The organism is Streptomyces brasiliensis (assembly GCF_014647875.1).
GTDB classification, from domain to species: domain Bacteria; phylum Actinomycetota; class Actinomycetes; order Streptomycetales; family Streptomycetaceae; genus Streptomyces; species Streptomyces brasiliensis.
This window is the reverse complement of the sequence record NZ_BMQA01000039.1, coordinates 20,873-45,933: the sequence shown is the minus strand read 5'-3', so window position 1 is coordinate 45,933 and position 25,061 is coordinate 20,873. Positions and strand designations below refer to the sequence as shown.

Here is a 25,061-nt window from a genome sequence, read left to right as displayed (position 1 = left end):
GTACGGCGCGCTGCGCGCAAAGCCGGGTCAGTTCGTGGATTCCGCTACCGCACCCTCCCCGGAGGTGAGCAGGGTGAAATACGCTGCGAAGGATTCGGTGAGGCTCGCCAGCAGATGTTTTCCCTTTTCCGCCGATCCCAGGGAAGGACGGCCGATGACACCCGATTCGGTATAGGCGGACATTCCCAGGGTGAGCAGATGACGGCGGTCGTCCGCGGTGAAATCGGCGGACTCGTAACCAGGGCGGACGAATTCGGGATGAGCGTGCAGCAGAATCGAGGTCTCGATTTCCCCCGCGTGCATGTCGGTGAGCAGCGAGGTCACGACGCCCGCCCGCTGCCGCGCCGTCTCCCAGTCCTCCGGGGCCGGGAACAGCGCCATCCGCTCCCCGCGCGCGGACGCCTCCTGGACCACGTTGCCCAGCACGTAGTTGCCGCCGTGGCCGTTGACCACGACGAGCGCGTCCACGCCGGAGAAGCGCAGCGACGCGGCGATGTCCCGTACCACCCCATGAAGGGTCGCGGCGGAGATGCTGACGGTGCCCGGCCAGGCGGCATGTTCGTGCGAGCAGGCGATCGTCACAGGAGGAAGAAGGTGCACCGGGTGCGCCGCGGCGATCTCCCGGGCGATGGCACAGGCGACGAGCGTGTCGGTCGCGAGCGGAAGGAACGGGCCGTGCTGTTCGAAGCTCCCGACGGGAAGGACGGCGACCTGTGGTGAGACGCCCGCCCCCCGCGTCCGTACGTCCTCCGCGGTGTCCGCCGGCACCAGATGGTGCGTCGCCGTACGCGCCGTGCTCGCTCCCGAACCACTCATCTTTTCACGGCCTTTCGTCTCTGCTTAGGAATCAGATCATGACAGAAAAAGTTGGCGTACTGGGCGAGAAGCAGGCACCGCGCAAAGCGGCCCGGCGTACGGGTGTGGAACGCGTCGTGAATGCCCCGCTGCCCACCGTGTACGGGAAATTCCAGGCGATCGGCTACCTGGACCACGACCGCGGTGACGAGCAAGTGGCATTGGTGTACGGCGAGATCGGCAGCGAGGACGTACTGACCCGGCTGCACTCGGAGTGCCTCACCGGCGACGCCTTCGGCTCCCAGCACTGCGAGTGCGGCGACCAGCTGGCGTCGGCGCTGCGCGCGGTCGTCGCCGAAGGCAGCGGCATCGTCGTGTACTTGCGGGGGCACGAGGGCCGCGGCATCGGCCTGCTCGCCAAGCTGCGCGCGATGGCCCTGCAGGCGGAGGGCCTGGACACCGTCGAGGCGAACCTGGCGCTCGGGCTGCCGGTCGACGCCCGGGACTACGGCGTCGCCGCCGAGATCCTGCGCGACCTGGGTGTCCGCTCCGTACGGCTGATGTCCAACAACCCGCGCAAGCGTGAGGCGTTGCTCCGGCACGGCATCCAGGTCGCCGAGGAGGTGCCGCTGCTGATCCCGCCGTGCGAGAACAACATCAGGTACCTGCGGACCAAGCGGGAGCGCCTCGACCACCGCCTGCCGCATCTGGACGCGGTGGCGCACTGGTCCTGACGTCCGGCGGGCGGCTCCTCGGACCGATGGTTCCGCCCGCGCCCCGGCCGGCGAACGCGGGTCACTCCACGACGGCCTCGTGCACCAGCCGCTTCAGCTCCGGGAACACCTTCAGCGTCTTCGGCCGCACCTGGGTCATGAACTGCACGGTGAGGTCGCGGCCCGGGTCCACCCAGAACGTCGTCGTGGCCACACCGCTCCAGCCGTACGTGCCGAGTCCGGACGGGGCCGCGGTGCGCTCCGGGTCGATCACCACGGAGACGCCGAGGCCGAAGCCGACGCCGTCGTTGCCGGGTTCCTGATGGGCCGGGGCACCGAACGCACGCAGGTCGGCGCCGCCGGGCAGGTGGTTGCGGGTCATCAGGGCGACCGAGTCCCGGCTCAGCAGCCGGGTACCGTCCAACTCGCCGCCCCGGCGCAGCATTTCGGCGAAGCGGTGGTAGTCGTACGCCGTGGCGACCATGCCGCCGCTGCCGGACAGGAAGCGGGGCCGGCCGCGCAGGGGCAGCCCGGGGATCGGTTCGATGCCGCCGTCCTCGGTCTCGCCGTACAACTCCGAGAGCCTGCCTGCCTGTTCGGGCACGATGTGGAGGCCCGCGTCCGTCATGCCCAGCGGGCGGAAGATCCGCTCGGCGTAGAACTCGTCCAGGGGCTGCCCGGACACCACCTCCACGACCCGGCCCAGGACGTTGGAGGCGACCGAGTAGTTCCACTGCGTGCCCGGCTCGAACTGCAGCGGCAGCCGGGCGTACACGTCCATGGTCTCGGCGAGGTCCGCGCCGGGCGGCACGGACGACTCCAGGCCGGCGGCGCGGTAGAGGGCGTCGACGGGATGGGAGTAGTAGAAGCCGAAGGTCAGCCCGGACGTGTGCGTGAGCAGATGCCGGATCAGGATCGGCCCGTCGGCCGGTCTGGTCCGTACCTCACTCCCGGAACCGCTCTCGTACACCCGCGGCTCGGCGAAGACCGGCAGATACCGCTCGAGCGGGTCGTCCAGGGACAGCCTGCCCTCCTCCACCAGGATCAGCGCGGCGACCGAGGTGACCGGCTTGGTCATGGAGTAGATCCGCCACAGCGTGTCCGGCTCCACGGGCAGACCGGCCGCGCGGTCGCGGTGGCCGTGTGCGGTGAGGTGGGCGACCCGGCCGCCGCGTGCCACGGCCACCAGGTAGCCGGGCAGCCGCCCCGCGTCGACGTAGTGGGCGAAGTGCTGGTCGAGGCGGTCGAGCGCCTTCGCGTCCAGCCCTGCCTCGTCGGGGTCGACTTCCTGTCGCAGTCGTGCCATCGCTCTCCTCTGCTCGCCGCGTCGTACGCGGTGCGGTCCGGCCCCCACCGCTCCGGGACGGCCCGTCGTACCTCACTGACCTCATCGTCCCGCAGAAACACGCTGTCGGACCCGCACATCGGGGTGCGATGTGATCGACGCTACGGTCCGCCGGGGCAGCGCACGGGCCGGGAATGCGCGGCTCGGCCCGCCGGGTTGTTCTGGTCATGAGCGACGACGCACTGCTGAAGCTGCTCTCCGATGTCGACGGTGGGGTCCTGGTCACCCTCAAACAGGACGGCCGGCCCCAGTTGTCCAACGTGAACCACGCGTACTACCCCGACGAGCGGATCGTCCGCGTCTCGATCACGGACGACCGGGCCAAGACGCGCAACCTGCGCCGCGACCCCCGGGCCTCGTACCACGTCACCAGCGCCGACCGGTGGGCGTACACCGTGGCCGAGGGGACCGCCGACCTCTCGCCGGTCGCGCGGGATCCGTACGACGAGACGGTCGAGGAGCTGATCCGCCTCTATCGCGATGTCGTCGGCGAGCACCCTGACTGGGACGACTACCGGGCCGCCATGGTCCGGGACGGACGCCTGGTGCTTCGGCTGCGTGTCGACCGGGCGTACGGCATCCCGCGGCGTTAGTCAGAGGCCGGCCGTGGTGCGGGCCTCGATCGCCCGCAGTACCGCCACCATGTCCTCCCCGCCGTGCCCCTGCGCCACCGTCTCCTCGAAGAGGGCATGGCAGGCGTCGAGCACCGACGAGTACGAAACGACCGGCTTCGCCACGGGCTGCCCGGTCGCCGCCGCGACCGTGGACTGCGCCGCGAGCGGGACGTCCACCGGCCAGGCCGTGGCGACGGCGTTCGCGTCCTGGCGGAACGCCGTCGCCACGGCCCTGACGGACATGGGAGTGCCCGCCGAACGGGCCGCGCGCCTGGCCACCCTGATGATCAGCGCTCTGGAGGGGGCGATCCTCATGGCCCGCGCGGAACGCGATGTACGGCCGCTCACGACCGTCGCCCGGGAACTGGGCCCCCTCCTCGACGCCGAAGTACGTCCCGCGTCATAAGAAGACGAGCGGTGCCGATCTACCGCCCCCGCAGCGCCGTCAGCGCCTTCGCCGCGCCCTCTGCGTGCAGGTTCACGAAGGCCGGGGTGACCGCGAGCGGTGTCGCATACGCCTTCAGGGTCACCGGGCCCTTGACGGTCCTGCCGCGGTTGACGTCGTACCACGTGCCGGCCGGCAGCCGGACGTCCCGCGCGGCGGACGAGGTGAGGTTGGGCGCCGCGAGGACCGCCGGGCCCAGCATCCACTCGTCATCGATCGTGTAACTCGCCCTGTCCTCGGGGAAGTCGAAGAACAGCGGCCGGACGATCGGGTCACCGGTCTTGAGAGTGCTCCGCACCTGGTCCCACAGATACGGCGCCAGGCGTTCGTGGCGGGCGATCGCCGCCCGGTAGAGGTCGACCGTCTCCTTGTCGTAGTCCACCCTCTGCCCCGTCGTCACGTCCGTCGTGCCCAGCGGCGAGGTGGAGGCGTACATCAGTGGCATGTACGACGCCGACTGCGCCCAGCGGACCAGGACTTCCTTCGCCGGCGCGGGCTGGCCGCTGGAGCCGCCGATCATGTCCGTCTCGACGAACGGGTAACCGATCGTGGACAGCGCCAGGTTCTGCGAGACGGACGCCTTCAGGGAGTTCCAGCCGGTGCCCTTGTCGATCTGCCGGATGACGAAGCCGGCCTGGTGGGCGGTGGCGCCCCAGTGGACGCGGATGCCGGCGCCCTGAAGGTCGTAGCTGTCGGCGAGTTCGGAGCCCAGCCGCTGGTAGTCGGTGCGGGTGTGGCCCTCGCGCGGTGCGCAGTGGTCGTCGAAGAAGCGGGTGTCGAACTTGAGGCCGTCCACGTCGTAGGTGTCCATCAGCTTCTTCAGGTTGGCCTGGTACCAGGCCTTCGCCTCGGGGTTGGCCAGGTCGACGATCCCGGCGGTGCCGTTCCACCAGGACACCGTGCACGGCTTCGACGGGTCGGCGGCGTCGCGCAGCAGATAGTCGTGGTCGGCCGCGTACTGGTAGTTGGTGGAGTCGAGGTTGATCCACAGCGTGACCCACAGGCCGAAGTCGTCGCCGAGCGCGTGGATGCGCTCGGACAGGCTCTTCGGGTCGGGATAGGCCTTCGGGTCGAAGGTCAGATTGCCGTAGTTCGACTCCCACTTGTCGTCGAGCTGGATGGTGTGCCCGTCGACTCCGGCGTCGTGCAGGGCGGTTGCGTAGTCGAGCAGCTTCTGCTGGTCGACGGCGGTGTAGAACTGCGCCCAGGAGTTCCACAGCGGCTTCTCGTACTGCTCGTACGTCGCGTCGCTCTGGCGCGGTTTCCCGACGATGCCGATGTAGTCGCGGTAGACGTCCCGCGGGGTCGACTCGACGAACACGGTCGCCCGGTACGGCTGTCCCGACGCCACGGTGAACCGCCCGAGGCCGTCGCCGCCCGCGTTCAGCGAGACGTCCATGGGGTCGCCGGTGTCGACGTACAGCCCGGTCGAACTCTCCGTGTACCAGAACGGGTCGACCATCTGGTACGACGCCGGGCCGAAGTCGGCCTGCTCGACCTGTCCGGCGTCCAGCGGCCAGGGCTGGTCGGTGTAGGGGCCGCCGGAGGGGGTGCTGGTCTCGCCGTGGCCGTACCAGTGCCCGGCCGAGCCGAGGTCGTAGGACAGGCCGAGTTGTTCGGCCTCCACTCCCGTGACCTGCCAGTCGAGTTGATAGCGGTCGGTGGTGGGGGTGAGGCGGGCCTCGACGCGGGTGCCGGGGAGGGTGGTGCCGGTGGTCAGGGTCAGAGTGCCGTCCTGCCAGCGCCAGCCGGTGAGCGTCGTGGCGTGCTGCCAGGTGCCGCCGGCTCTGAAGCGGAGGGCGTCGGGGCCGGTGGACAGGACCGTGTGTCCCGACTTCCGTGTCGTCAGGGCGATCTGACGGTCCGTGGGAAGGGAGACGGAGTAGCCGGGGGAGCCATGGGCGCGGGGCACGTCGACGGTGAGCGTCCCGCCGGACTCGGAGACGGTCGGTCCGGGATCGTGGGCCTGGGAGCCATGGGCGGCCGTCGGCAGCAGTGCCACCGTCAGGGCCGCCGCCGGGAGACAGCCGAACTTGCGGGAAAAGATGCGCACCACTCATGCCCTTCTGGGGAGTCGGAAACCTCGGAGTTGTCCGTGCGGTACCGTCGCGCTGTTCTTTTCTGCTCGTTTCGGCCGATGTTCTCGCAGAAAACGTCACCTGTCCACGGTGTGCCGTGCGACCACGGTCCTAGGACGTCCGGTGCAGGACGGATGGCCGATGGCCGCCGGAGCGGGGATTTCCTAGGCTGCGGGCAGGATCAGCGACGACGAGGAGAGGTCCCGATGCCCGTCAACGGCCTTAGTCACATCCGCATCGCCCGCCCGTCCCGGGACCTGGCCGCGGCCGAGCGGTTCTGGGCCGATGGGCTCGGACTGAGCGTCGTGTGGCGGGCCGAGGGGGGTGGCGAACCCGGGGAGCACGACCTGCTCATGCTCGGGTGGCCCGACGCCGGCTGGCACCTCGAACTCGTCCACGAGGCCGCCCACCCGGTGGAGCCACGGCCCACCGAGGAGGACCTTCTGGTGGTCTATGTCGACGAGGCCGTCCCCGAGGACCTCGTCGCCCGGCTGGAGGCGCACGGCGGGAAGCGGGTTTCGTCTCCCAATCCCTACTGGAACCGGTGGGGGGTCACCGTCGAGGACCCGGACGGGTACCGCCTGGTGCTGTGCGAGCGGGGTTGGTCGAACGCCTGACGGGCGGTGGCGGTGCTTGTCCGGCACCCGGCCGCCCACTAGCCTCCGCGCGTGATCGATGGAGCCCATGTGGTGCTGTACAGCCGGGACGTGGAGGCCGACCGGGCGTTTCTGCGGGACGTGCTCGGGTGGGGGCACGTCGACGCCGGGCACGGCTGGCTGATCTTCCGGGCGCCTCCCACCGAGGTCGCCTTTCATCCGACGGACGGCGAGCCCTCGCACGAGCTGATGCTGATGTGCGACGACCTTGACGAAACCATGGCGGAACTGGCCGCCCGGGACGTCGAGTTCACCCGGGCCGTCGAGGAGGCCCGGTGGGGCCGGGTCACCGCGCTGCGGCTGCCGGGCGGTGGTGAGGTCAGCCTGTACCAGCCGCGGCACCCGCGGCCGTAGTCACGGCCTTCCCCTCCTTCGCCCAGGCCTCAAGCCGCCGTGGGAGTACTGGTGGAGCTGGAACAAGCCCGCGGAACGCGCCCACTACGACGCCGTGCTGCGCCGGATGCAGACCTCGCCGCTGCTCGAAGGCGCCGTCGTCTTCGACGCGTTCGGCGCGGACGTGGCGAGCTGGCTGCGCCGGGTCGGACACGTCCTGTCCACCAGCGACGACGAGAGCTTCCACCTCGCGCCCGCCGAGGGCATGGCCTCCGGTGCCGTACCGGCCCTGCTGCCCGCGCGGACGAGAGCTACGACCGGCGCTGGATCCACCAGCACCCCGCCGCGATGGCCGAGTCGATCGCGGTGCCCGGTGACGCGGAGGTCTGGCGGTCGGCGGGGGAGCCGGCCCGCACCCAGGTGCGGGAGTCCTTCTCCCTCGACGGGGTCGCGCGCACCTGGACCGAACTTCTGGTCTCCGGCTGACATGTGGGTGGCGGTGCCGACCACGGGGATCGGCACCGCCCGGCCCGCCAGGGCGGCGGAGTCTCAGGCCGTCACCGTCTCCCGCTGCGACACCGGTCGCCCCGCCCGCTCCCCGAGCAGTTCGGTCGGCACCCGGTGGGTCTCGCGGGCCGACAGCGCGGCGATCACCGGCGGGACGCACAGCGCCGCCGTGAACAGGGCCACCGCCATCCAGTCGTCGCCCCCGGGACCCGCGATCTGCGCCGCGGAGGTGACCGCGAACCCGGCCACCGCGAAACCGATCTGCGTGCCGATCGCCATGCCGGACAGCCGTACCCGGGTGGAGAACATCTCGCCGTAGAAGGACGGCCAGACGCCGTTCGCCGCGCTGTAGACGACACCGAAGGTGACGATGCCGAGGATCAGCGTCAGCGGGTACGAGCCGGTGGAGATCGCCCACAGGTAGCCGAACATCGCCACGGCGCTGCCCACCGCCCCGATCAGAAACACCGGGCGGCGGCCGATCCGGTCCGACAGCGTCGCCCACAGCGGGATCGCGGCCAGCGCCACCAGGTTGGCCAGCGCGCCCACCCACAGCATCGCCGTACGGTCCATGCCGACCTGGTCGCTCGTCGCGTACGCCAGCGCCCACACCGTGAAGATCGTGGAGACCGACGCGACGAGGGCGCCCGCGATCACCCGCAGCACATCCGCCCAGTGCTCGCGCAGCAGCACCACCAGCGGCAGCCGTACGACACCCTCGGTCGCTGCCTGCCGCGCGAACGCCGGGGTCTCGTCCAGCCTGCGGCGGATGACGTAGCCGGCGACGGCGACCACGAGGCTCAGCCAGAACGGAACCCGCCAGCCCCACGACAGGAGTTGGTCCTCGGGGAGCTGAGCGACCGGGATGAAGACGAGTGTGGCGATCAGCTGGCCGCCCTGGGTGCCGCCGAGGGTGAAGCTGGTGAAGAAGCCGCGCCGGCGGGGCGGGGCGTGCTCCAGGCTCATCGAGCCCGCGCTGGCCTGCTCACCCGCCGCCGAGATGCCCTGGAGCACTCGGCACAGCACCAGCAGGACCGGGGCGAGGGTGCCGACCTGGGCGCGGGTGGGCAGACAGCCGATCAGGAACGTCGACAGGCCCATCAGAAGCAGGGTGAACACCATGATCTTCTTGCGGCCGAGCCGGTCGCCGAAGTGGCCCGCCGAACGTGGCCAGGGACAGCAGGGTCGCGGTGGCCGGGTCGGACTCGTCGAAGAAGACCTTCGGGAAGATCAGCGCGGCGGCGCTGCCGTAGATGAAGAAGTCGTAGTACTCGAGGGCGCTGCCGATCCAGGCGGCCAGGGCGGCCTTCTTCGGCTGGCCGGGTGGGGCTTCGGGACCGGCGGGGACGGCGGGGACGGACACGGTGGTGCTCCTTCGGGGGGCTGCAACGTAAGCGGAGTGAGCGGCGGGGGGAAGGCCGGATCGACGGCTAATTAACCCACTGGATAGTTAGTCGCGGTGCCAACGGATGGTGCGCCCGCGTCTGCCCGGTGTCAAGAGGCCGGGCGCGACCCGCTCAGTCCGCCGCGCGCTCCGCCGTGAGATAGGCGATCACCAAGTCGCCGAGCATCGCCCGGTAGTGTTCGCGCTGCGCCGGGTCCACCAGGTCACGGCCGAACAGGGCGCCGAACGTGGCCCGGTTGGCGACCCGGAAGAAGCAGAACGAGCTGATCATCGCGTGCAGGTCGACCGCGTCGACGTCGGCCGTGAACAGGCCCGACTCCTTTCCCGCGGTCAGGATTCGGCGGATCACCTCGAGGGCCGGCGAGCCGATCCTGCCGAGTTTCTCGGAGGCGGCGATGTGCTCGGCGCCGTGGATGTTCTCGATGCTGACCAGCCGGATGAAGTCCGGGTGCCGCTCATGGTGGTCGAAGGTCAGCTCGGCCAGGCGCCGGATCGCCGCGACCGGGTCCAGGTGCTCCACGTCCAGCTGCTGTTCGGCCTCGCGGATCACGCCGTACGCCCGCTCCAGGACGGCCGTGAAAAGCTGCTCCTTGCCGCCGAAGTAGTAGTAGATCATCCGTTTCGTGGTGCGGGTGCGGGCGGCGATCTCGTCGACGCGGGCCCCGTCGTAGCCGGCCCGGGCGAACTCCTGGGTGGCCACCTCGAGGATCTCGGCCTGGGTGCGTGCGGCGTCACGGATGCGCCCGTTGCGCGGTGCCGGTTCGTCGATGCTGGTCATCGGGTTCCTTATCGGCCAGGGGCAGGTGCCGAGATTCTAAGAGCTGGGGGGCCGGGGGCTTCCCCTGTCCGTGGACGCCTGCTATAGCTAACGTACTAGTTCGTACATTAGCTGGCAGGAGGATCCCGGTGGCCAAGGACTCGTATCTCGTCGGACTGATCGGCGCCGGCATCGGCCCCTCCCTCAGCCCGGCCCTGCACGAGCGCGAGGCCGACCGGCAGGGCCTGCGCTGTGTGTACCGGCTCATCGACATCGACGCCCTCGGTGTGCCGCCCGAGTCCGTGGGCGACCTGGTGCGCGCCGCCCGTGACCTTGGGTACGACGGGCTGAACATCACACACCCCTGCAAGCGGCTCGTCATCCCTCACCTGGACGGACTGGCTCCGCAGGCGGAGGCGCTGGGCGCGGTCAACACCGTCGTCCTCGACGGCGGACGCGCGATGGGCCACAACACCGACGTCACCGGCTTCGCCGCGTCCTTCGCACGCGGGCTGCCCGACGCCCCGCTGGAGCGGGTCGTGCAGCTCGGCGCCGGGGGCGCGGGTGCGGCCGTCGCCCACGCCATGCTCACCCTCGGCGCCGGGCGGGTCACCGTCGTGGACGCGCTGCCCGAGCGGGCCGCCGACCTCGCGGACTCGCTCGTGGCCCACTTCGGCGACGGCCGCGCCGACCACGCGACCCCGGACCGGCTGCCCGAGCTGCTCACCCCCGCCGACGGCCTGGTCCACGCCACCCCCACCGGCATGGCCGCCCACCCCGGACTGCCCCTGCCCGCCGCCCTGCTGCACCCCGGACTGTGGGTCGCCGAAGTCGTCTACCGCCCCCTGGAGACCGAACTGCTGCGCACCGCTCGTGAGATCGGCTGTGCCACGTTGGACGGGGGCGGGATGGCGGTCTTCCAGGCCGCGGACGCCTTCCGCCTGTTCACCGGGCGGGAACCCGACAGCACCCGCATGCTCGCGGACATCGCCGAGCTGGCGGGCGCCGTTGGCACCCGGAGCTAGGAAGAAGAGGTACCGCCGTGCGTACGTCCATCGCCACCGTCTCCCTCAGCGGATCCCTCACCGAGAAACTCACCGCCGCGTCCCGGGCCGGCTTCGACGGCGTCGAGATCTTCGAGAACGACCTGCTCACCGGCCCCCTCGCGCCCGAGGAGATCCGCGCCCGCTGCGCCGACCTCGGCCTCAGCGTCGATCTCTACCAGCCGATGCGCGACATCGAGGCCGTGCCCGAGGCCGAGTTCGCCCGCAACCTGCGCCGCGCCCGGCACAAGTTCGAGCTGATGACGCGGCTCGGCGCCGACACCGTCCTGGTCTGCTCCAGCGTCTCCCCGCTGGCCGAGGACGACGACGACCTCGCCGCCGAACAGCTGAGCCGACTGGCCGGCCTGGCCCGGGAGTTCGGCGTCCGTGTCGCCTACGAGGCGCTCGCCTGGGGGCGGCACGTCAGCACGTACGACCACGCCTGGCGCATCGTCGAGGCGGCCGGCCACCCCGCTCTGGGTACCTGCCTGGACAGCTTCCACATCCTCTCCCGGGGCTGCGACCCCCAGGGCATCGAGGACATCCCCGGCGAGAAGATCTTCTTCCTCCAGCTCGCCGACGCCCCACGGATCGCCATGGACGTGCTCCAGTGGAGCCGCCACCACCGCTGCTTCCCCGGACAGGGCGGTTTCGACGTCGCCGGGCTCGTCCGGCACGTGCTGCGCACGGGATACGACGGGCCGCTCTCCCTGGAGGTCTTCAACGACGTCTTCCGGCAGGCCGAGGCCGGGCCGACGGCGGTGGACGCCCACCGCTCGCTGCTGCTGCTCCAAGAGGCGGTCGGCGCCGTGGAGTTGCCCGCACCCGTGGTCCCCACCGGGGTCGCGTTCGCCGAACTCGTCACCCCGGACGCCGAACCCGTCACAGCCGTCCTGGACGCCCTCGGCTTCAACCGCGCCGCCCGCCACCGGGGCAAGCCCGTCGACCTCTGGCAGCGGGGCGAGGCCCGGATCCTCGTCAACACCGGTCCGGCCGCCCGCCGCGACGGCGCCCGGCTCGCCGCGATCGGCCTGGAGTCCCCGGACCCGGCGGGAGCCGCCCGCCGCGCCGAGGTCCTGCTCGCCCCGGTCCTCCCGCGCCGCCGCGCCCCCGAGGACACCCCGCTCGACGCGGTGGCCGCGCCCGACGGCACCGAACTCTTCTTCTGCGCCACCGGCCGCCCCGAACTGCCCGACTGGCGCGCCGACTTCCCGGACGTCACCGGCCAGGAGCCGGCCGCGAACACCACCGGGAAGGCCATCGAGGAAACGGCCCGGGACGCCACCCGCATCGACCACCTCTCCCTCACCCAGCCCTGGCACCAGTTCGACGAGGCGGCCCTCTTCCACCGTGCCGTGCTCGGCCTGCGGCCCCAGGAGAGCGTCGACGTCGCCGATCCCTACGGACTCCTGCGCAGCCGCGCCGTCAGCGACGACGACGGCAGGGTGCGTATCGCCCTGACCGTCGGCGCGGCGCCCACCGACGACACCGCGCACGCCCAGCACATCGCCCTGGCCACCGACGACGTGGTCACGGCGGCCCGCCGCTTCCTCGCGGCGGGCGGCCTGCTGCTGCCCGTCCCGGTGAACTACTACGACGACCTCGCGGCGCGGTACGAGTTCGCGGAGGGGGAGTGGGAGACGTACCGCGAACTCGGCATCCTCTACGACCGGGACGCGGGCGGAGCCTTCCGGCACTGCTACACGCGGACGATCGGCCGGGTGTTCTTCGAGCTGGTCCAGCGGGATCCCGGCTACCGCGGGTACGGCGCCCCGAACGCGCCGGTGCGGCTGGCGGCCCAGCACGCGGGCAGGCCGCCGCGCTGACGACCGGCGCGGCGCCGGTCGGTCCTGCGCCCTTCAGCTCCCGTACGCACGGCCGCGGCCCGGGTCACACAGGGTGTGACCCGGGCCGCGGCCGTCGTCGTCAGGCCGTCACGCCATGCGGTTCCACTCGGCGATCACGGGGCGCCCGTGTTCCGTCGACAGACGGCTCACGGCGCCGGTCGCCAGCTGGAACAGGCGGCCGTCCGAGGGCGGCAGGCCCAGGCGGCGGGCCGTCAGTACGCGCAGGAAGTGGGCGTGGGCGACGAGGACCACGTCACCGGTGCGGTTGGCGAGCGCCGCGTCCACCTTGGCCAGCACCCGGTCGGCACGCGCGCCCACCTCGGCCGGTGACTCACCGGGGTGACCGGCAGGACCGGGCGGGACGCCGTGCAGCCACAGATTCCAGTTCGGTCGGGTCCGATGGATATCGACCGTGGTGACGCCTTCGTAGGCGCCGTAGTCCCACTCGTGCAGATCGGGGTCGGTCCCGGCCCCGGTCAGGCCCGCGAGGTCGGCGGTGCGGATCGCGCGGGCGAGCGGGCTGGTGAGGGTGAGCGCGTAGGTCCGGCCGGACAGGAGCGGAGCGAGCGACTTGGCCTGCTCCTCGCCGTGCTGGGTGAGGGGCAGGTCGGTCCAGCTGGTGTGCTGGCCCGACACGCTCCACTCCGTTTCACCGTGGCGGACCAGTATGAGGTCCCCCATGGCCGGTTACTCCGTCTTCGACTCGACGGCGTGGCCGCCGAACTGGTTGCGCAGGGCGGCGATCATCTTCATCTGCGGCGAGTCGTCCTGGCGGGACGCGAACCGCGCGAAGAGGGAGGCGGTGATCGCCGGGAGCGGCACCGCGTTGTCGATGGCCGCCTCCACGGTCCAGCGGCCCTCGCCGGAGTCCTCCGCGTAGCCCTTCAGCTTCACCAGGTGCTCGTCCTCGTCCAGGGCGTTGACCGCGAGGTCGAGCAGCCAGGAGCGGATGACGGTGCCCTCCTGCCAGGAGCGGTACACCTCGCGCACGTTCTCCACCGAGTGGACCTTCTCCAGAAGCTCCCAGCCCTCGGCGTACGCCTGCATCATCGCGTACTCGATGCCGTTGTGGACCATCTTGGAGAAGTGCCCGGCGCCGACCCGGCCCGCGTGGACGTAGCCGTACGGGCCCTCCGGCTTGAGCGCCTCGAAGATCGGCTGGAGCCGGTCGACGTTCTCCTTGTCGCCGCCGACCATGAGGGCGTAGCCGTTCTGCAGGCCCCACACACCGCCGGAGACGCCGGCGTCGACGAAGCCGATGCCCTTGATGGCGAGTGCGGCGGCGTGCTTCTCGTCGTCGGTCCAGCGGGAGTTGCCGCCGTCGACCACCGTGTCACCGGGCTCGAGCAGGTCGCCCAGTTCGTCGATGACGGTCTGGGTGGCGGTGCCGGCCGGGACCATCACCCAGAGCGTGCGCGGCGCGTCGAGCTTTTCTACGAGCTCCGCCAGGGACTTGACGTCGGAGACCTCGGGGTTGCGGTCGTAGCCGAGGACGGTGTGGCCGGCGCGGCGGATCCGCTCGCGCATGTTGCCGCCCATCTTGCCGAGGCCGATGAGTCCGAGCTGCATGGTGCGTTCACTTCCCAATCTGACGGTAGGCGGAGACGAGGGCGGCGGTGGAGGCGTCCAGACCGGGCACGTCCGCGCCCTTGGTCAGGGCCGGTTCGACGCGCTTGGCGAGGACCTTGCCCAGTTCGACGCCCCACTGGTCGAAGGAGTCGATGTTCCAGACCGCACCCTGCACGAACACCTTGTGCTCGTAGAGCGCGACCAGTTGGCCCAGCACCGACGGGGTCAGTTCCGTGGCCAGGATCGTGGTGGTGGGGTGGTTGCCCCGGAAGGTGCGGTGCGGCACCTGGGCCTCGGACACGCCCTCGGCGCGGACCTCGTCGGCGGTCTTGCCGAAGGCGAGGGCCTGCGTCTGGGCGAAGAAGTTGGCCATCAGCAGGTCGTGCTGGGCCTTCAGGCGGTCGCTCATTTCATCGACCGGGCGGGCGAAGCCGATGAAGTCCGCCGGGATCAGCTTCGTGCCCTGGTGGATCAACTGGTAGTAGGCGTGCTGCCCGTTGGTGCCGGGAGTGCCCCACACCACCGGACCGGTCTGCCAGTCCACCGGATGGCCGTTCCGGTCCACCGACTTGCCGTTGGACTCCATGTCCAGCTGCTGCAGGTAGGCGGTGAACTTGGACAGATAGTGCGAGTACGGCAGCACCGCGTGCGACTGGGCGCCCAGGAAACCGCCGTACCAGATGCCCAACAGGCCCAGGATCAGCGGGGCGTTGGCCTCGGCGGGGGCGGTCCTGAAGTGTTCGTCGACCAGGTGGAAGCCGTCGAGCATCTCGCGGAAGCGGTCCGGGCCGATGGCGATCATCAGGGAGAGGCCGATCGCCGAGTCGTAGGAGTAGCGCCCGCCGACCCAGTCCCAGAACTCGAACATGTTCTCCGGGTCGATGCCGAACTCGGTGACCTTTCCGGCGTTGGTCGACAGCGCCACGAAGTGGCTGGCGACCGCCTTCTCCTCACCGTCGAGGCCGGCCAGCAGCCAGGCGCGGGCGGAGGTGGCGTTGGTGATGGTCTCGATCGTGGTGAACGTCTTCGACGCGACGATGAACAGCGTCTCCGCGGGGTCCAGGTCGCGCACCGCCTCGTGCAGGTCGGCGCCGTCCACGTTGGACACGAACCGGAACGTCAGGTCCCGTGCCGTGTACGGCCGCAGGGCCTCGTACGCCATCGCCGGGCCCAGGTCGGAGCCGCCGATGCCGATGTTGACGACGTTCCTGATGCGCTTGCCGGTGTGGCCGGTCCAGGCGCCCGAGCGGACCCGGTCCGCGAAGTGCGCCATCTTGTCGAGGACGGCGTGCACGCCCGGGACGACGTTCTCGCCGTCGACCTCGATCACCGCGTCCCGCGGGGCGCGCAGCGCGGTGTGCAGCACGGCGCGGTCCTCGGTGACGTTGATCCGCTCGCCGCGGAACATGGCGTCGCGCAATCCGAACACGTCGGTGGCGGCGGCGAGTTCGCGCAGCAGGGCCAGCGTCTCGTCGGTGATCAGGTTCTTGCTGTAGTCGATGAGCAGGTCGCCGACCCGGACGACGTACCGCTCGGCACGCTCCGGATCCGCCGCGAACAGCTCACGCAGGGTCGGCTGCCCCTCGGCGCGGTGGTCGGCCAGGGCCGTCCACTCGGGCCGACGGGTGAGCAGGGGGGAAGAAGACGGGGTCTCGGCCATGTCAGACGTTCTCCTTGGTGCCCTCGCCCCGCAGGGCGACGGCGTACATCTCGTCGGCGTCGAGGCGGCGCAGTTCCTCGGCGATGAGTTCGGAGGTGGCGCGGACCTTCAGCGCGAGGGTGCGCGGCGGCTGGCCGGGCAGGCTCAGCGTGGCCAGCGGGCCCTCGGGGCGGTCGATCACGATCTCGCCGTTCGCGGTGCCGAGCCGGACGGCCGTGACGACCGGTCCGGCGGTCACCGCGCGCTGCACCGGGACCCGGAGACGGGCCTCGAGCCAGCGCGCGAGCAACTCGGCGCTGGGGTTCTCGGCCTCGCTCTCCACGACCGCGGACGTCACCTTCACCCGGGCCTGGTCCAGGGCCGCGGCCAGCATCGAGCGCCACGGGGTGAGCCGGGTCCAGGCCAGGTCGGTGTCGCCGGGCGCGTAGGAACGCACCCGGGTCTCCAGGGCTTCCAGCGGGTGCTCGACGGCGTACAAGTCGGTGATCCGGCGCTGTGCGAGGGCACCCAGCGGGTCCTTGGCCGGGTTGTCGGGCGCGTCCACCGGCCACCACACGACGACCGGCGCATCCGGCAGCAGCAGCGGGAGCACCACGGAGTCGGCGTGGTCGGAAACCTCGCCGAAGGTCCGCAGGATCACCGTCTCGCCGGTGCCCGCCTCGGAGCCGACGCGGACCTCCGCGTCCAGCCGCGAGTGCGTGCGCTCGCGCAAGGTGCGGGCGTGCCGCTTGATGACGACCAGGGTGCGCGAGGGGTGCTCGTGCGAGGCCTCCTCGGCCGCCTTGATCGAGTCGTACGCGTTCTCCTCGTCCGTGACGATGACCATCGTCAGGACCATGCCCACGGCCGGGGTGCCGATGGCGCGGCGACCCTGCACGAGGGCCTTGTTGATCTTGCTTGCCGTGGTGTCGGTCAGGTCGATCTTCATGGCCTGCGCCAGCTCCGTCCGTCTCGTGCGAGCATCTCGTCGGCTTCCTCGGGACCCCAGCTGCCCGACGCGTACTGCGCCGGCCTGCCGTGCGCCGTCCAGTGCTCCTCGATGGGGTCGAGGATCTTCCAGGACTCTTCCACTTCCTGGTGACGGGGGAACAGGTTGGCGTCGCCGAGCAGTACGTCCAGGATGAGCCGCTCGTACGCCTCCGGGCTGGACTCCGTGAACGACTCGCCGTAGGCGAAGTCCATCGTCACGTCCCGGATCTCCATCGACGTGCCGGGCACCTTGGAGCCGAAGCGCACGGTCATGCCCTCGTCGGGCTGGACGCGGATGACGATCGCGTTCTGCCCGAGCTCCTCGGTGGCCGTGGAGTCGAAGGGCGAGTGCGGGGCCCGCTGGAAGACGACCGCGATCTCGGTGACCCGGCGGCCCAGTCGCTTGCCGGCGCGCAGGTAGAAGGGGACGCCCGCCCAGCGGCGGTTGTCGATCTCCAGCTTGATCGCGGCGTAGGTGTCGGTCTTCGACCTGGGGTCGATGCCGTCTTCCTGGAGGTAGCCGATCACCTTCTCGCCGCCCTGCCAGGCCTCGGCGTACTGGCCGCGCACGGTGTGGGCGCCCAGGTCCTCGGGGAGCCGCACCGACTTGAGCACCTTGAGCTTCTCGGTGAGCAGCGCCTCCGCATCGAAGGCGATGGGCTCCTCCATCGCGGTGAGCGCCATCAGCTGGAGCAGGTGGTTCTGGATGACGTCACGGGCGGCGCCGATGCCGTCGTAGTACCCGGCGCGGCCGCCGATACCGATGTCCTCGGCCATGGTGATCTGCACGTGGTCGACGTACGAACGGTTCCAGATCGGCTCGTACATCTGGTTGGCGAAGCGCAGCGCCAGGATGTTCTGGACAGTCTCCTTGCCGAGGTAGTGGTCGATCCGGAACACCTGGTCCGGCTCGAACACGTCGTGCACGATCGCGTTCAGCTCGCGGGCGCTGGCCAGGTCGTGGCCGAACGGCTTCTCGATGACCGCCCGGCGCCAGGAGCCCTCGGGCGGGTCGGCCAGACCGTGCTTCTTCAGCTGCTGTACGACCTTGGGGAAGAACTTCGGCGGTACGGAGAGGTAGAACGCGAAGTTTCCGCCGGTGCCGCGGGAGGCGTTCAGCTCGTCGACGGCCTTGCCCAGCTGCTCGAACGCCTTGTCGTCGTCGAAGTCGCCCGGAATGAACCGCATGCCCTCGGCGAGCTGCTGCCAGACCTCCTCGCGGAACGCGGTGCGCGCGTGCTCCTTGACGGCGTCGTGCACCACCTGTGCGAAGTCCTGGTCCTCCCAGTCCCGGCGGGCGAAGCCCACCAGCGAGAAGCCCGGCGGCAGCAGACCGCGGTTGGCCAGGTCGTAGACGGCCGGCATCAGCTTCTTGCGGGACAGGTCGCCGGTGACACCGAAGATGACGAGCCCGGACGGGCCGGCGATGCGGGGCAGCCGGCGGTCACGGTCGTCGCGCAGCGGGTTGTCCCAGTCGGCGGCGGGATCGAGGGGCACCCGCACGGCGTCCGCAGCTTGTGGCGCGGTTGTCGTGGAGGAGGTCTCGGCCTGCGCCGTCGGGGCCGCGGCCTGCGGCGCGGGTGCCGCCGGAGGCTCGGCCCCGGCCGAGCGGGTCTTGCTCATCGTGCGTCAACTCCCTTGCTCTCGAGGGACTTGGTGACGGCGGCCAGCAGGTCGTGCCACGCCACCTCGAACTTGGCCACACCTTCGTTCTCGAGCTGCCGCACGACCTCGTCGTAGGAGATCCCGAGCCGCTCGACGGCGTCGAGGTCGGCGCGTGCCTGGGCGTAGCCGCGGGTCACCGTGTCGCCGGTGATCTCGCCGTGGTCGGCGGTCGCGTTCAGCGTGGCCTCCGGCATGGTGTTGACCGTGCCGGGGGCGACCAGCTCGTCCACGTACAGGGTGTCCTTGTACGCCGGGTCCTTCACACCGGTCGAGGCCCACAGCGGGCGCTGCTTGTTCGCCCGGTCGCCGGCCAGGGCGGTCCAGCGCTCACCCGGCTGCGTTTGATTGCCGGCAGAGCCGAACACCTCTTCGTACGCCTCGTACGCCAGCCGGGCGTTGGCGAGCGCCGCCCGGCCCTTGAGCGCGAGGGCCTCGGGGGTGCCGAGGACGGTCAGGCGCTTGTCGATCTCGGCGTCGACGCGGGAGACGAAGAAGGACGCGACGGAGTGGATCTCCGCCAGATCCAGACCCCGCTCGCGGGCCTTCTCCAGCCCGGCCAGATAGGCGTCCATGACCTCGCGGTAGCGCTCCAACGAGAAGATCAGCGTCACGTTGACGCTGATGCCGAGGCCGATGACCTCGGTGATCGCCGGGAGACCCGCTTCGGTGGCCGGGATCTTGATCATGACGTTGGGGCGGTCGACGAGCCAGGCGAGCTGCTTGGCCTCGGCGATCGTGGCCGCCGTCTCGTGGGCCAGGCGCGGGTCGACCTCGATGGAGACCCAGCCGTCCCGGCCGCCGGTGGTGTCGTACACCGGGCGCAGGACGTCGGCGGCGGCGCGGACGTCGGCGGTGGTCATCATCCGGACGGCTTCGTCGACGGTGACGCCGCGCACGGCCAGGTCGGCCAGCTGCTCCTCGTACCCTCCCCCACTCTCGGCTTCGCTCGAGCGGGGGGACCCCCACACCGAGCCGATGGCGGCCTGGAAGATCGACGGGTTGGTGGTGACGCCCACGACGTGCTTGCTCTCGACGAGTTCGGCGAGGTTGCCGGACTCGATCCGGCGGCGCGAGAGGTCGTCCAGCCAGATCGACACGCCCTCGTCGGAGAGGAGCTCGAGTGCTCCCGCGGTCGCGGTTGTTTCGGTCACTGTGATCATCTTCTTTCTGGCGATCGGATCAACCGCGGGCGGCGGCCAGGGATTCCCGGGCGGCGGCGACGACGTTCTCGGCGGTGAAACCGAACTCGGCGAACAGGGTCTTGGCATCGGCGGAGGCGCCGAAGTGTTCGAGGGAGACGATGCGTCCTGCGTCACCTGTGAACCGGTACCACGTGAGAGCGATGCCGGCCTCGATCGCGACGCGTGCTCGCACGGACGGCGGAAGGACGCTCTCGCGGTACTCGCGCGGCTGCTCCTCGAACCACTCGACGGACGGCATCGAGACCACCCGGGTACCGACGCCCTCGGCCTCGAGCAGTTCCCGCGCGGCGACGGCGAGCTGGACCTCGGAACCAGTTGCGACGAGCACGACGTCGGGGGTCTCGGTCGACGCTTCCTGAAGAACGTAACCACCCTTGGCCGCATCGGGGTTGGGGACGTACGTCGGCACACCCTGCCGGGTGAGGGCGAGGCCGTGCGGGGCGGGGTTGGTGCTGTGCCGGCGCAGGATCTCGGCCCAGGCGATCGCGGTCTCGTTGGCGTCGGCGGGGCGGACGACGTTCAGGCCCGGAATCGCGCGCAGCGACGCCAGGTGCTCGACCGGCTGGTGCGTGGGGCCGTCCTCGCCGAGGCCGATGGAGTCGTGCGTCCACACGTACGTGACCGGCAGCTGCATCAGCGCTGACATGCGGACCGCGTTGCGCATGTAGTCGGAGAACACCAGGAACGTACCGCCGTAGACACGGGTGTTGCCGTGCAGGGCGATGCCGTTCATCTCGGCGGCCATCGAGAACTCGCGGATGCCGAAGTGGATCGTCCGGCCGTACGGATCGGCCTCGGGCAGCGGGTTGCCCTTCGGCAGGAAGGACGACGTCTTGTCGATGGTCGTGTTGTTGGAGCCGGCCAGGTCGGCGGAGCCGCCCCACAGTTCGGGGACGATCGCACCGAGCGACTGGAGGACCTTGCCGGAGGCGGCGCGGGTGGCGACGGACTTGCCCTCCTCGAAGACGGGCAGCGCGTCCTCCCAGCCGTCGGGGAGCTGACCGGCGACGATCCGGTCGAACAGCTTCGCGCGCTCGGGCCGGGCGCCGCGCCACTCGGCGATGCGCTTGTCCCAGGCCGCGTGGGCCTCGGCGCCCCGGTCGAGGGCGCGGCGGGTGTGGGCGAGGACCTCGTCGGCCACCTCGAAGGACTGCTCCGGGTCGAAGCCGAGGACGCGCTTGGTGGCGGCGATCTCCTCGGCGCCGAGCGCAGAGCCGTGGGAGGCCTCGGTGTTCTGGGCGTTCGGGGCCGGCCAGGCGATGATCGTGCGCATCGCGATGATCGAGGGGCGCTCGGTCTCGGCCTGCGCCGCCTTCAGCGCCGCGTACAGGGCGTGGACGTCGATGTCGCCGTTCTCGGCGGGCGCGATCCGCTGCACGTGCCAGCCGTACGCCTCGTACCGCTTCAGCACGTCCTCGGAGAACGCGGTCGCGGTGTCGCCCTCGATGGAGATGTGGTTGTCGTCGTAGACGAAGACGAGGTTGCCGAGCTTCTGGTGACCGGCGAGCGAGGAGGCCTCCGCGGAGACGCCCTCCTCCAGGTCGCCGTCGGAGACGATCGCCCAGATGGTGTGGTCGAAGGGGGAGGTGCCCTCGGGGGCGTCCGGGTCGAACAGGCCGCGCTCGTAACGGGCGGCCATCGCCATGCCGACGGCGTTCGCGAGGCCCTGGCCGAGCGGACCCGTGGTGGTCTCGACGCCTGCCGTGTGCCCGTACTCGGGGTGACCGGGGGTCTTCGAACCCTGGGTCCGGAACGCCTTCAGGTCGTCCAGCTCCAGCTCGTAGCCGGAGAGGAAGAGCTGGGTGTAGAGGGTCAGCGAGGTGTGGCCAGGGGACAGGACGAAGCGGTCACGGCCGGTCCACTCCGGGTCCGCCGGGTCGTGACGCATCACCTTCTGAAAGATCGTGTATGCGGCTGGGGCCAGGCTCATCGCCGTCCCGGGGTGCCCGTTCCCGACCTGCTGCACGGCATCGGCCGCCAGGAGGCGGGCGGTGTCCACGGCACGCCGGTCGAGCTCGGTCCACTCGAAGTCGTCTGATGTCTGCGTGCTCATCTTCAAGAAGTCCTCGATCGATACGGAATGGCTGGTGGGACGCGTTCAAAAGTAAAAGTCTGACTTTTTGGAGGGAAGGTGGAGGTGTGTCAGCCTGTGGTGAAAGTGGGACACCGGCAGCACGACAGAGGCGGCACGAGAAGGACATGACGGGCAGAACAGTGCAAGGCGACGGCGGCGACGGGATCAGAACCTTCCGCTTCCCGGTCGACCGGAGCGTGTGCGGCGTCGGCATGCAGGTGGCCCGCATGGGCGACCACACCTGGCACACCGACGCCCCGCTGCACCGCGTGCACCGCATCGACTTCCATGTGGTCATGCTGTTCGCGGGCGGCCCCGTGCGCCACATGATCGACTTCGCGGAGTACGAGGCGGGGGCCGGCGATCTGCTGTGGATCCGGCCCGGCCAGGTCCACCGCTTCACCCGGACCAGCGAGTACCGCGGGACCGTCCTGACCATGCAGCCCGGTTTCCTGCCCCGCGCCACCGTCGAGGCCACCGGCCTCTACCGCTACGACCAGCCGCCCCTGCTGCACCCCGACCCGGCCCAGCTCGGAGCCCTGCGCGCGGGCCTTGGCCAACTGCAGCGCGAGTACGAGGACATCACCCTCCCGCTCAGCCTGCACACCGCGGTCCTGCGGCACTCCCTGACCGCGTTCCTGCTGCGCCTCGCGCATCTCGCGGCCAGCTCCGCCGAGGCGGCGCGGCAGCAGGCCGACACCACGTTCACCCTCTTCCGGGACGCGGTCGAGAAGGGCTTCGCCACCAACCACAGCGTCAGCGCCTACGCCGACGCCCTCGGTTACTCCCGCCGCACCCTCGTGCGCGCCGTCCGCGCCGCCACCGGTGAGACGCCCAAGGGATTCATCGACAAGCGCGTCGTCCTTGAGGCCAAACGGCTCCTCGCGCACACGGACCTGCCGATCGGCCGCGTCGGCGTGGCCGTCGGCTTCCCCGACGCGGCGAACTTCTCGAAGTTCTTCCAACTCCACACCGGGCTCACCCCGGTCGGGTTCCGGGCTGAGCTGCGCTGAGCCGGCCCCTTCGTCTGCGGGGCGCGGACCGGTTCCTTAGGCTTCCGGTCATGGGTCTCATGGGGAGTACGGCCACGGCGCTGGTGGTGCAGAACGGTCCGGACGGGGGTCCGGGGCGGTGGGCCGCCTGGCTGGCGGAGGGCGGCATCGGTCTCGACGTGGTCCGGGCGGACACGGGAGAGGCGTTGCCGGAACGGCTGGCGCACCCGGCGCTGATCGTGCTGGGCGGCGCGTATCTGCCGGACGACGACGAGCGCGCGCCGTGGCTGGCGCGGACGCGGGCGCTGATGGTCCAGGCGCTGGAGCGGGATGTCCCGGTCTTCGGGATCTGCCTCGGGGGACAGATGCTGGCCCAGGTCGCGGGCGGGGAGGTGAAGGGGGAGCACGGTGAGCCGGAGTTCGGGAGCACGGAGCTGACCCTGCTTCCGGAGGCCGCCGGGGACCCGTTGTTCGGCGGACTGCCCGAGCGGCCGACGGCCGTCGAGAACCACGTGGACGCGATCGTACGGCTGCCGGAGGGGGCACGCTGGCTGGCCCGCAGCGAGCGCTGTCCCTATCAGGCCTTCCGGGTCGGGGAGTCGGCCTGGGGTGTGCAGTTCCACCCCGAGGTCGCCCCCGAACGCGTCGCGCGCTGGTCACCGGAGCGGCTGGCCCGCCATGGAGTGGACCGGGAGGAACTGCACCGGGCGGCGGAACGCGCGGACCCGTCCGCCGCCCGGGTGTGGAGAGAGGTGGCGCTGCGGTTCGCCTCCCGCGTCAGTGACCGAAGCCGAACCAGTTGACGTTCACGAAGTCGGCGGGCTGGCCGCTGGCGAAGGTCAGATAGACGTCGTGCGTGCCGGTCACCGAGCTGATGTTGGCCGGGACCGTCCGCCAGGACTGCCAGCCGCCGGTGTTGGACAGGGAGAAACTGCCGATGGGTGCGTTCGTACGGTTGTCCAGGCGCACTTCGACCAGGCCGCTCACCCCGCCGTCGGCTCCGCTCGCCACCCGCGCGTTGAACTGGGTGGCGGGCGTGGAGCCGAAGTTGACGCCCTTGTAGAGCGCCCAGTCTCCGTTCGCGAGCCAGCCGATGTTCTGCCCGTCGCCGGTGTCCGACGTCGACTCGGTGCTGATGCCGGACTGGCTGTCGTACGACTCGGCCTGTATGGCGCTGTACGCGTCCCGGTTGCCCGTGGGCGGAGGCGTCGTACCGCCGCCCCCGCCGCCGCAACGGTGCCGGCGACCACCATGCCCGCCGCCCGAGCAGCGTCATCGTGGCCGGCACGAGCAGCATCCGTACGACCGTCGCGTCGATCAGTACGGCGAAGGTGAGGCCGAGGCCGATCTGCAGGATGGGCGAGAAGCCGCCCGTCATGAAGGCGCCGAAGACGACCGCCAGGAGCAGGGCCGCGCAGGTGACCACCCGGCCGGAACGGCGCAGACCCGTCACCACGGCCTCCCGGTCGTCCGCGTGCGCCTGCCGGGCCTCGCGCATCCGGCCGAGGATGAACAGCTCGTAGTCCATGGCGAGTCCGAACGCGATCGCGACGATCAGCGGCGGGGCCGTCAGACTCAGCGAGCCACCGCCGGTCGTGGCTGCCAGCCCAGCGCCCGGGAGATCCCACGCGCCGCCATCCGCACCGCCGGTATCAGCACCGGTACCTGTGCGTCCGCCTCCGGTACGACCACCGACACCGCCGCGACCACCGAGCCGGTCCGCCCCCGTACCGGCGCCGCCACCGACAGCGCGTCGTCCGTCACCTGACGGGTGCTCACCGCGGCGCCGGTGCGCCGTACCTCCGCCAGTGCCCGGCGCAGCCGCGTGGGGTCCGTGATCGTGTACGGGGTGAACGACGCCAGGGAACCGGCGCAGTACTCCTCCTGGAGTCCCGGTTCTCCGTGTGCGAGGAGCACGAGGCCGACTCCGGTGGCGTGCAGCGGCCAGCGCGCGCCAACCCGGATGTGCACGCCCACCGCCGAACGCCCGGACAGCCATTCGATGTAGACGACGTCAGACCCGTCCCGCACCGCCAACTGCACGTTTTCGTGGGTGGCTTCGTACAGGTCCTCCAGGTACGGCAGCGCGACCTGCCGCAGTGCCAGACCCCGGGGCGCGAGCGCCGCCAGCTCCCACAGCCGCAGCCCCACGTGGTAGACGCCGTCCGTGTCCCGCTCCAGCGCGCCCCACTCGGTGAGCGCGCCCACCAGCCGGTGGGCCGTGGTCAGGGTGAGCCCGGCCCGCCGGCTGATGTCGGTCAGGCTCAGCGCCGGATGCCCGTGGTCGAACGCGGAGAGAACGGAGAGCAGCCGGTCGGGCGCGGAGCGGGTGGCCATGGCCGACAGCATGGCATCGGTGGGCCGCTGTCCCCAGAGGCCCGGCACGGCTCCG

21 protein-coding genes and 5 pseudogenes are annotated in these 25,061 nt (G+C 70.9%); 10 read left to right on the top strand and 16 right to left on the bottom strand.

The window, feature by feature from the left end; translation table 11 throughout:
• Window positions 1-27: 27 nt before the first annotated feature.
• Complete coding sequence (locus IEZ19_RS36000) at window positions 28-816, bottom strand: creatininase family protein (RefSeq protein ID WP_189315593.1); 789 nt, start codon at window positions 814-816, stop codon at window positions 28-30.
• Between the two features lie 38 nt (window positions 817-854).
• Between IEZ19_RS36000 and ribA the strand changes: the two genes are divergently transcribed.
• Complete coding sequence (ribA, locus tag IEZ19_RS35995) at window positions 855-1,529, top strand: GTP cyclohydrolase II (RefSeq protein WP_189315592.1); 675 nt, start codon at window positions 855-857, stop codon at window positions 1,527-1,529.
• Between the two features lie 61 nt (window positions 1,530-1,590).
• Here ribA and IEZ19_RS35990 read toward each other — a convergent pair whose 3' ends face one another.
• The gene (locus IEZ19_RS35990; RefSeq protein WP_189315591.1) at window positions 1,591-2,814 is read right to left on the bottom strand and encodes a serine hydrolase domain-containing protein; all 1,224 of its coding nucleotides are present in this window, start codon (window positions 2,812-2,814) and stop codon (window positions 1,591-1,593) included.
• A gap of 206 nt (window positions 2,815-3,020) precedes the next feature.
• Here IEZ19_RS35990 and IEZ19_RS35985 point away from each other — a divergent pair, with 206 nt between their 5' ends.
• On the top strand, window positions 3,021-3,446 hold the full coding sequence (locus IEZ19_RS35985; RefSeq protein WP_189315590.1) for a PPOX class F420-dependent oxidoreductase: 426 nt from the start codon (window positions 3,021-3,023) through the stop codon (window positions 3,444-3,446).
• Here the strand turns inward: IEZ19_RS35985 and IEZ19_RS51425 are convergent.
• Window positions 3,447-3,560 (bottom strand): annotated as a pseudogene (locus IEZ19_RS51425) (NAD(P)-dependent oxidoreductase); the annotation flags it as partial.
• On the opposite strand from IEZ19_RS51425, the pseudogene IEZ19_RS51420 reads away from it, so the two are divergent.
• Window positions 3,559-3,873 (top strand): annotated as a pseudogene (locus tag IEZ19_RS51420) (LmrA/YxaF family transcription factor); the annotation flags it as partial. The pseudogenes IEZ19_RS51425 and IEZ19_RS51420 overlap by 2 nt on opposite strands.
• A 19-nt stretch (window positions 3,874-3,892) precedes the next feature.
• Here IEZ19_RS51420 and IEZ19_RS35975 read toward each other — a convergent pair.
• The gene (locus IEZ19_RS35975; protein WP_189315588.1) at window positions 3,893-5,965 is read right to left on the bottom strand and encodes a glycoside hydrolase family 31 protein; all 2,073 of its coding nucleotides are present in this window, start codon (window positions 5,963-5,965) and stop codon (window positions 3,893-3,895) included.
• 231 nt (window positions 5,966-6,196) lie between these two features.
• Here IEZ19_RS35975 and IEZ19_RS35970 point away from each other — a divergent pair, with 231 nt between their 5' ends.
• The 3 genes from IEZ19_RS35970 (at window position 6,197) to IEZ19_RS35960 (ending at window position 7,465) form a co-directional block, all read left to right on the top strand.
• The gene (locus IEZ19_RS35970) at window positions 6,197-6,607 is read left to right on the top strand and encodes a VOC family protein (protein ID WP_189315587.1); all 411 of its coding nucleotides are present in this window, start codon (window positions 6,197-6,199) and stop codon (window positions 6,605-6,607) included.
• 51 nt (window positions 6,608-6,658) lie between these two features.
• Window positions 6,659-7,000, top strand: a complete 342-nt coding sequence (locus IEZ19_RS35965; protein ID WP_189315586.1) for a VOC family protein — start codon at window positions 6,659-6,661, stop codon at window positions 6,998-7,000.
• A 327-nt stretch (window positions 7,001-7,327) separates the two neighbouring features.
• Window positions 7,328-7,465 carry a hypothetical protein gene (locus tag IEZ19_RS35960; protein WP_189315585.1) on the top strand — a complete coding sequence of 46 codons (138 nt, stop codon included), beginning with the start codon at window positions 7,328-7,330 and terminating at the stop codon, window positions 7,463-7,465.
• Between the two features lie 63 nt (window positions 7,466-7,528).
• On the opposite strand, the pseudogene IEZ19_RS35955 reads toward IEZ19_RS35960, so the two are convergent.
• Together IEZ19_RS35955 and IEZ19_RS35950 are read right to left on the bottom strand one after the other, a co-directional pair.
• Window positions 7,529-8,849: pseudogene (locus IEZ19_RS35955) on the bottom strand (MFS transporter).
• Window positions 8,850-9,003: 154 nt separating this feature from the next.
• On the bottom strand, window positions 9,004-9,669 hold the full coding sequence (locus IEZ19_RS35950; RefSeq protein WP_189315584.1) for a TetR/AcrR family transcriptional regulator: 666 nt from the start codon (window positions 9,667-9,669) through the stop codon (window positions 9,004-9,006).
• A gap of 128 nt (window positions 9,670-9,797) precedes the next feature.
• Between IEZ19_RS35950 and IEZ19_RS35945 the strand changes: the two genes are divergently transcribed.
• The gene (locus IEZ19_RS35945) at window positions 9,798-10,673 is read left to right on the top strand and encodes a shikimate dehydrogenase (protein WP_189315583.1); all 876 of its coding nucleotides are present in this window, start codon (window positions 9,798-9,800) and stop codon (window positions 10,671-10,673) included.
• Window positions 10,674-10,690: 17 nt separating this feature from the next.
• A complete protein-coding gene (locus tag IEZ19_RS35940) occupies window positions 10,691-12,517 on the top strand; it encodes a bifunctional sugar phosphate isomerase/epimerase/4-hydroxyphenylpyruvate dioxygenase family protein (RefSeq protein ID WP_189315582.1) in 1,827 nt (608 codons plus the stop codon).
• A gap of 108 nt (window positions 12,518-12,625) precedes the next feature.
• Here IEZ19_RS35940 and IEZ19_RS35935 read toward each other — a convergent pair whose 3' ends face one another.
• From IEZ19_RS35935 to tkt, 7 genes are read right to left on the bottom strand one after another with little or no spacing between them, the layout of a single operon-like run.
• A complete protein-coding gene (locus IEZ19_RS35935; protein ID WP_189315581.1) occupies window positions 12,626-13,219 on the bottom strand; it encodes a histidine phosphatase family protein in 594 nt (197 codons plus the stop codon).
• A 6-nt stretch (window positions 13,220-13,225) separates the two neighbouring features.
• On the bottom strand, window positions 13,226-14,107 hold the full coding sequence (gene gnd, locus IEZ19_RS35930) for a phosphogluconate dehydrogenase (NAD(+)-dependent, decarboxylating) (protein ID WP_189315580.1): 882 nt from the start codon (window positions 14,105-14,107) through the stop codon (window positions 13,226-13,228).
• A 7-nt stretch (window positions 14,108-14,114) separates the two neighbouring features.
• Complete coding sequence (pgi, locus tag IEZ19_RS35925; protein WP_189315579.1) at window positions 14,115-15,767, bottom strand: glucose-6-phosphate isomerase; 1,653 nt, start codon at window positions 15,765-15,767, stop codon at window positions 14,115-14,117.
• A 1-nt stretch (window position 15,768) separates the two neighbouring features.
• Entirely contained in the window at window positions 15,769-16,695 is a 927-nt protein-coding gene (opcA, locus tag IEZ19_RS35920; RefSeq protein ID WP_189315578.1) for a glucose-6-phosphate dehydrogenase assembly protein OpcA, read from the bottom strand.
• A complete protein-coding gene (zwf, locus tag IEZ19_RS35915) occupies window positions 16,692-18,359 on the bottom strand; it encodes a glucose-6-phosphate dehydrogenase (protein WP_229841222.1) in 1,668 nt (555 codons plus the stop codon). Before zwf ends, opcA begins: the two co-directional genes overlap by 4 nt.
• Window positions 18,356-19,561, bottom strand: coding sequence for a transaldolase (gene tal, locus IEZ19_RS35910; RefSeq protein ID WP_189315577.1), 1,206 nt, complete (start codon window positions 19,559-19,561; stop codon window positions 18,356-18,358). The genes zwf and tal overlap by 4 nt, the downstream gene beginning before the upstream one ends.
• 19 nt (window positions 19,562-19,580) lie before the next feature.
• Window positions 19,581-21,656, bottom strand: a complete 2,076-nt coding sequence (gene tkt, locus IEZ19_RS35905) for a transketolase (protein ID WP_189315576.1) — start codon at window positions 21,654-21,656, stop codon at window positions 19,581-19,583.
• Between the two features lie 146 nt (window positions 21,657-21,802).
• Here tkt and IEZ19_RS35900 point away from each other — a divergent pair, with 146 nt between their 5' ends.
• Window positions 21,803-22,690, top strand: a complete 888-nt coding sequence (locus IEZ19_RS35900) for a helix-turn-helix domain-containing protein (RefSeq protein WP_189315575.1) — start codon at window positions 21,803-21,805, stop codon at window positions 22,688-22,690.
• A gap of 50 nt (window positions 22,691-22,740) precedes the next feature.
• Window positions 22,741-23,472, top strand: a complete 732-nt coding sequence (locus IEZ19_RS35895) for a type 1 glutamine amidotransferase (protein WP_189315574.1) — start codon at window positions 22,741-22,743, stop codon at window positions 23,470-23,472.
• On the opposite strand, the pseudogene IEZ19_RS35890 reads toward IEZ19_RS35895, so the two are convergent.
• The 3 genes and pseudogenes from IEZ19_RS35890 to IEZ19_RS35880 all read right to left on the bottom strand — a co-directional run.
• Window positions 23,447-23,890 (bottom strand): annotated as a pseudogene (locus IEZ19_RS35890) (carbohydrate-binding protein); the annotation flags it as partial. The gene IEZ19_RS35895 and the pseudogene IEZ19_RS35890 sit on opposite strands and share 26 nt — an antisense overlap.
• A pseudogene (locus IEZ19_RS35885) lies at window positions 23,871-24,260 on the bottom strand (MMPL family transporter); the annotation flags it as partial. The pseudogenes IEZ19_RS35885 and IEZ19_RS35890, both read right to left, overlap by 20 nt.
• Complete coding sequence (locus tag IEZ19_RS35880) at window positions 24,245-25,006, bottom strand: IclR family transcriptional regulator (RefSeq protein WP_189315573.1); 762 nt, start codon at window positions 25,004-25,006, stop codon at window positions 24,245-24,247. The gene IEZ19_RS35880 and the pseudogene IEZ19_RS35885, both read right to left, overlap by 16 nt.
• Window positions 25,007-25,061: the final 55 nt, after the last annotated feature.

Bases quoted from the DNA above. Each gene is read 5' to 3' on its own strand.
- IEZ19_RS36000 (WP_189315593.1), bottom strand. From the start codon at position 816: ATGAGTGGTTCGGGAGCGAGCACGGCGCGTACGGCGACGCACCATCTG.
- ribA (WP_189315592.1), top strand. From the start codon at position 855: ATGACAGAAAAAGTTGGCGTACTGGGCGAGAAGCAGGCACCGCGCAAA.
- IEZ19_RS35990 (WP_189315591.1), bottom strand. From the start codon at position 2,814: ATGGCACGACTGCGACAGGAAGTCGACCCCGACGAGGCAGGGCTGGAC.
- IEZ19_RS35985 (WP_189315590.1), top strand. From the start codon at position 3,021: ATGAGCGACGACGCACTGCTGAAGCTGCTCTCCGATGTCGACGGTGGG.
- IEZ19_RS35970 (WP_189315587.1), top strand. From the start codon at position 6,197: ATGCCCGTCAACGGCCTTAGTCACATCCGCATCGCCCGCCCGTCCCGG.
- IEZ19_RS35960 (WP_189315585.1), top strand. From the start codon at position 7,328: ATGGCCGAGTCGATCGCGGTGCCCGGTGACGCGGAGGTCTGGCGGTCG.
- IEZ19_RS35950 (WP_189315584.1), bottom strand. From the start codon at position 9,669: ATGACCAGCATCGACGAACCGGCACCGCGCAACGGGCGCATCCGTGAC.
- IEZ19_RS35935 (WP_189315581.1), bottom strand. From the start codon at position 13,219: ATGGGGGACCTCATACTGGTCCGCCACGGTGAAACGGAGTGGAGCGTG.
- gnd (WP_189315580.1), bottom strand. From the start codon at position 14,107: ATGCAGCTCGGACTCATCGGCCTCGGCAAGATGGGCGGCAACATGCGC.
- pgi (WP_189315579.1), bottom strand. From the start codon at position 15,767: ATGGCCGAGACCCCGTCTTCTTCCCCCCTGCTCACCCGTCGGCCCGAG.
- opcA (WP_189315578.1), bottom strand. From the start codon at position 16,695: ATGAAGATCGACCTGACCGACACCACGGCAAGCAAGATCAACAAGGCC.
- zwf (WP_229841222.1), bottom strand. From the start codon at position 18,359: ATGAGCAAGACCCGCTCGGCCGGGGCCGAGCCTCCGGCGGCACCCGCG.
- tal (WP_189315577.1), bottom strand. From the start codon at position 19,561: ATGATCACAGTGACCGAAACAACCGCGACCGCGGGAGCACTCGAGCTC.
- tkt (WP_189315576.1), bottom strand. From the start codon at position 21,656: ATGAGCACGCAGACATCAGACGACTTCGAGTGGACCGAGCTCGACCGG.
- IEZ19_RS35900 (WP_189315575.1), top strand. From the start codon at position 21,803: ATGACGGGCAGAACAGTGCAAGGCGACGGCGGCGACGGGATCAGAACC.
- IEZ19_RS35895 (WP_189315574.1), top strand. From the start codon at position 22,741: ATGGGTCTCATGGGGAGTACGGCCACGGCGCTGGTGGTGCAGAACGGT.
- IEZ19_RS35880 (WP_189315573.1), bottom strand. From the start codon at position 25,006: ATGGCCACCCGCTCCGCGCCCGACCGGCTGCTCTCCGTTCTCTCCGCG.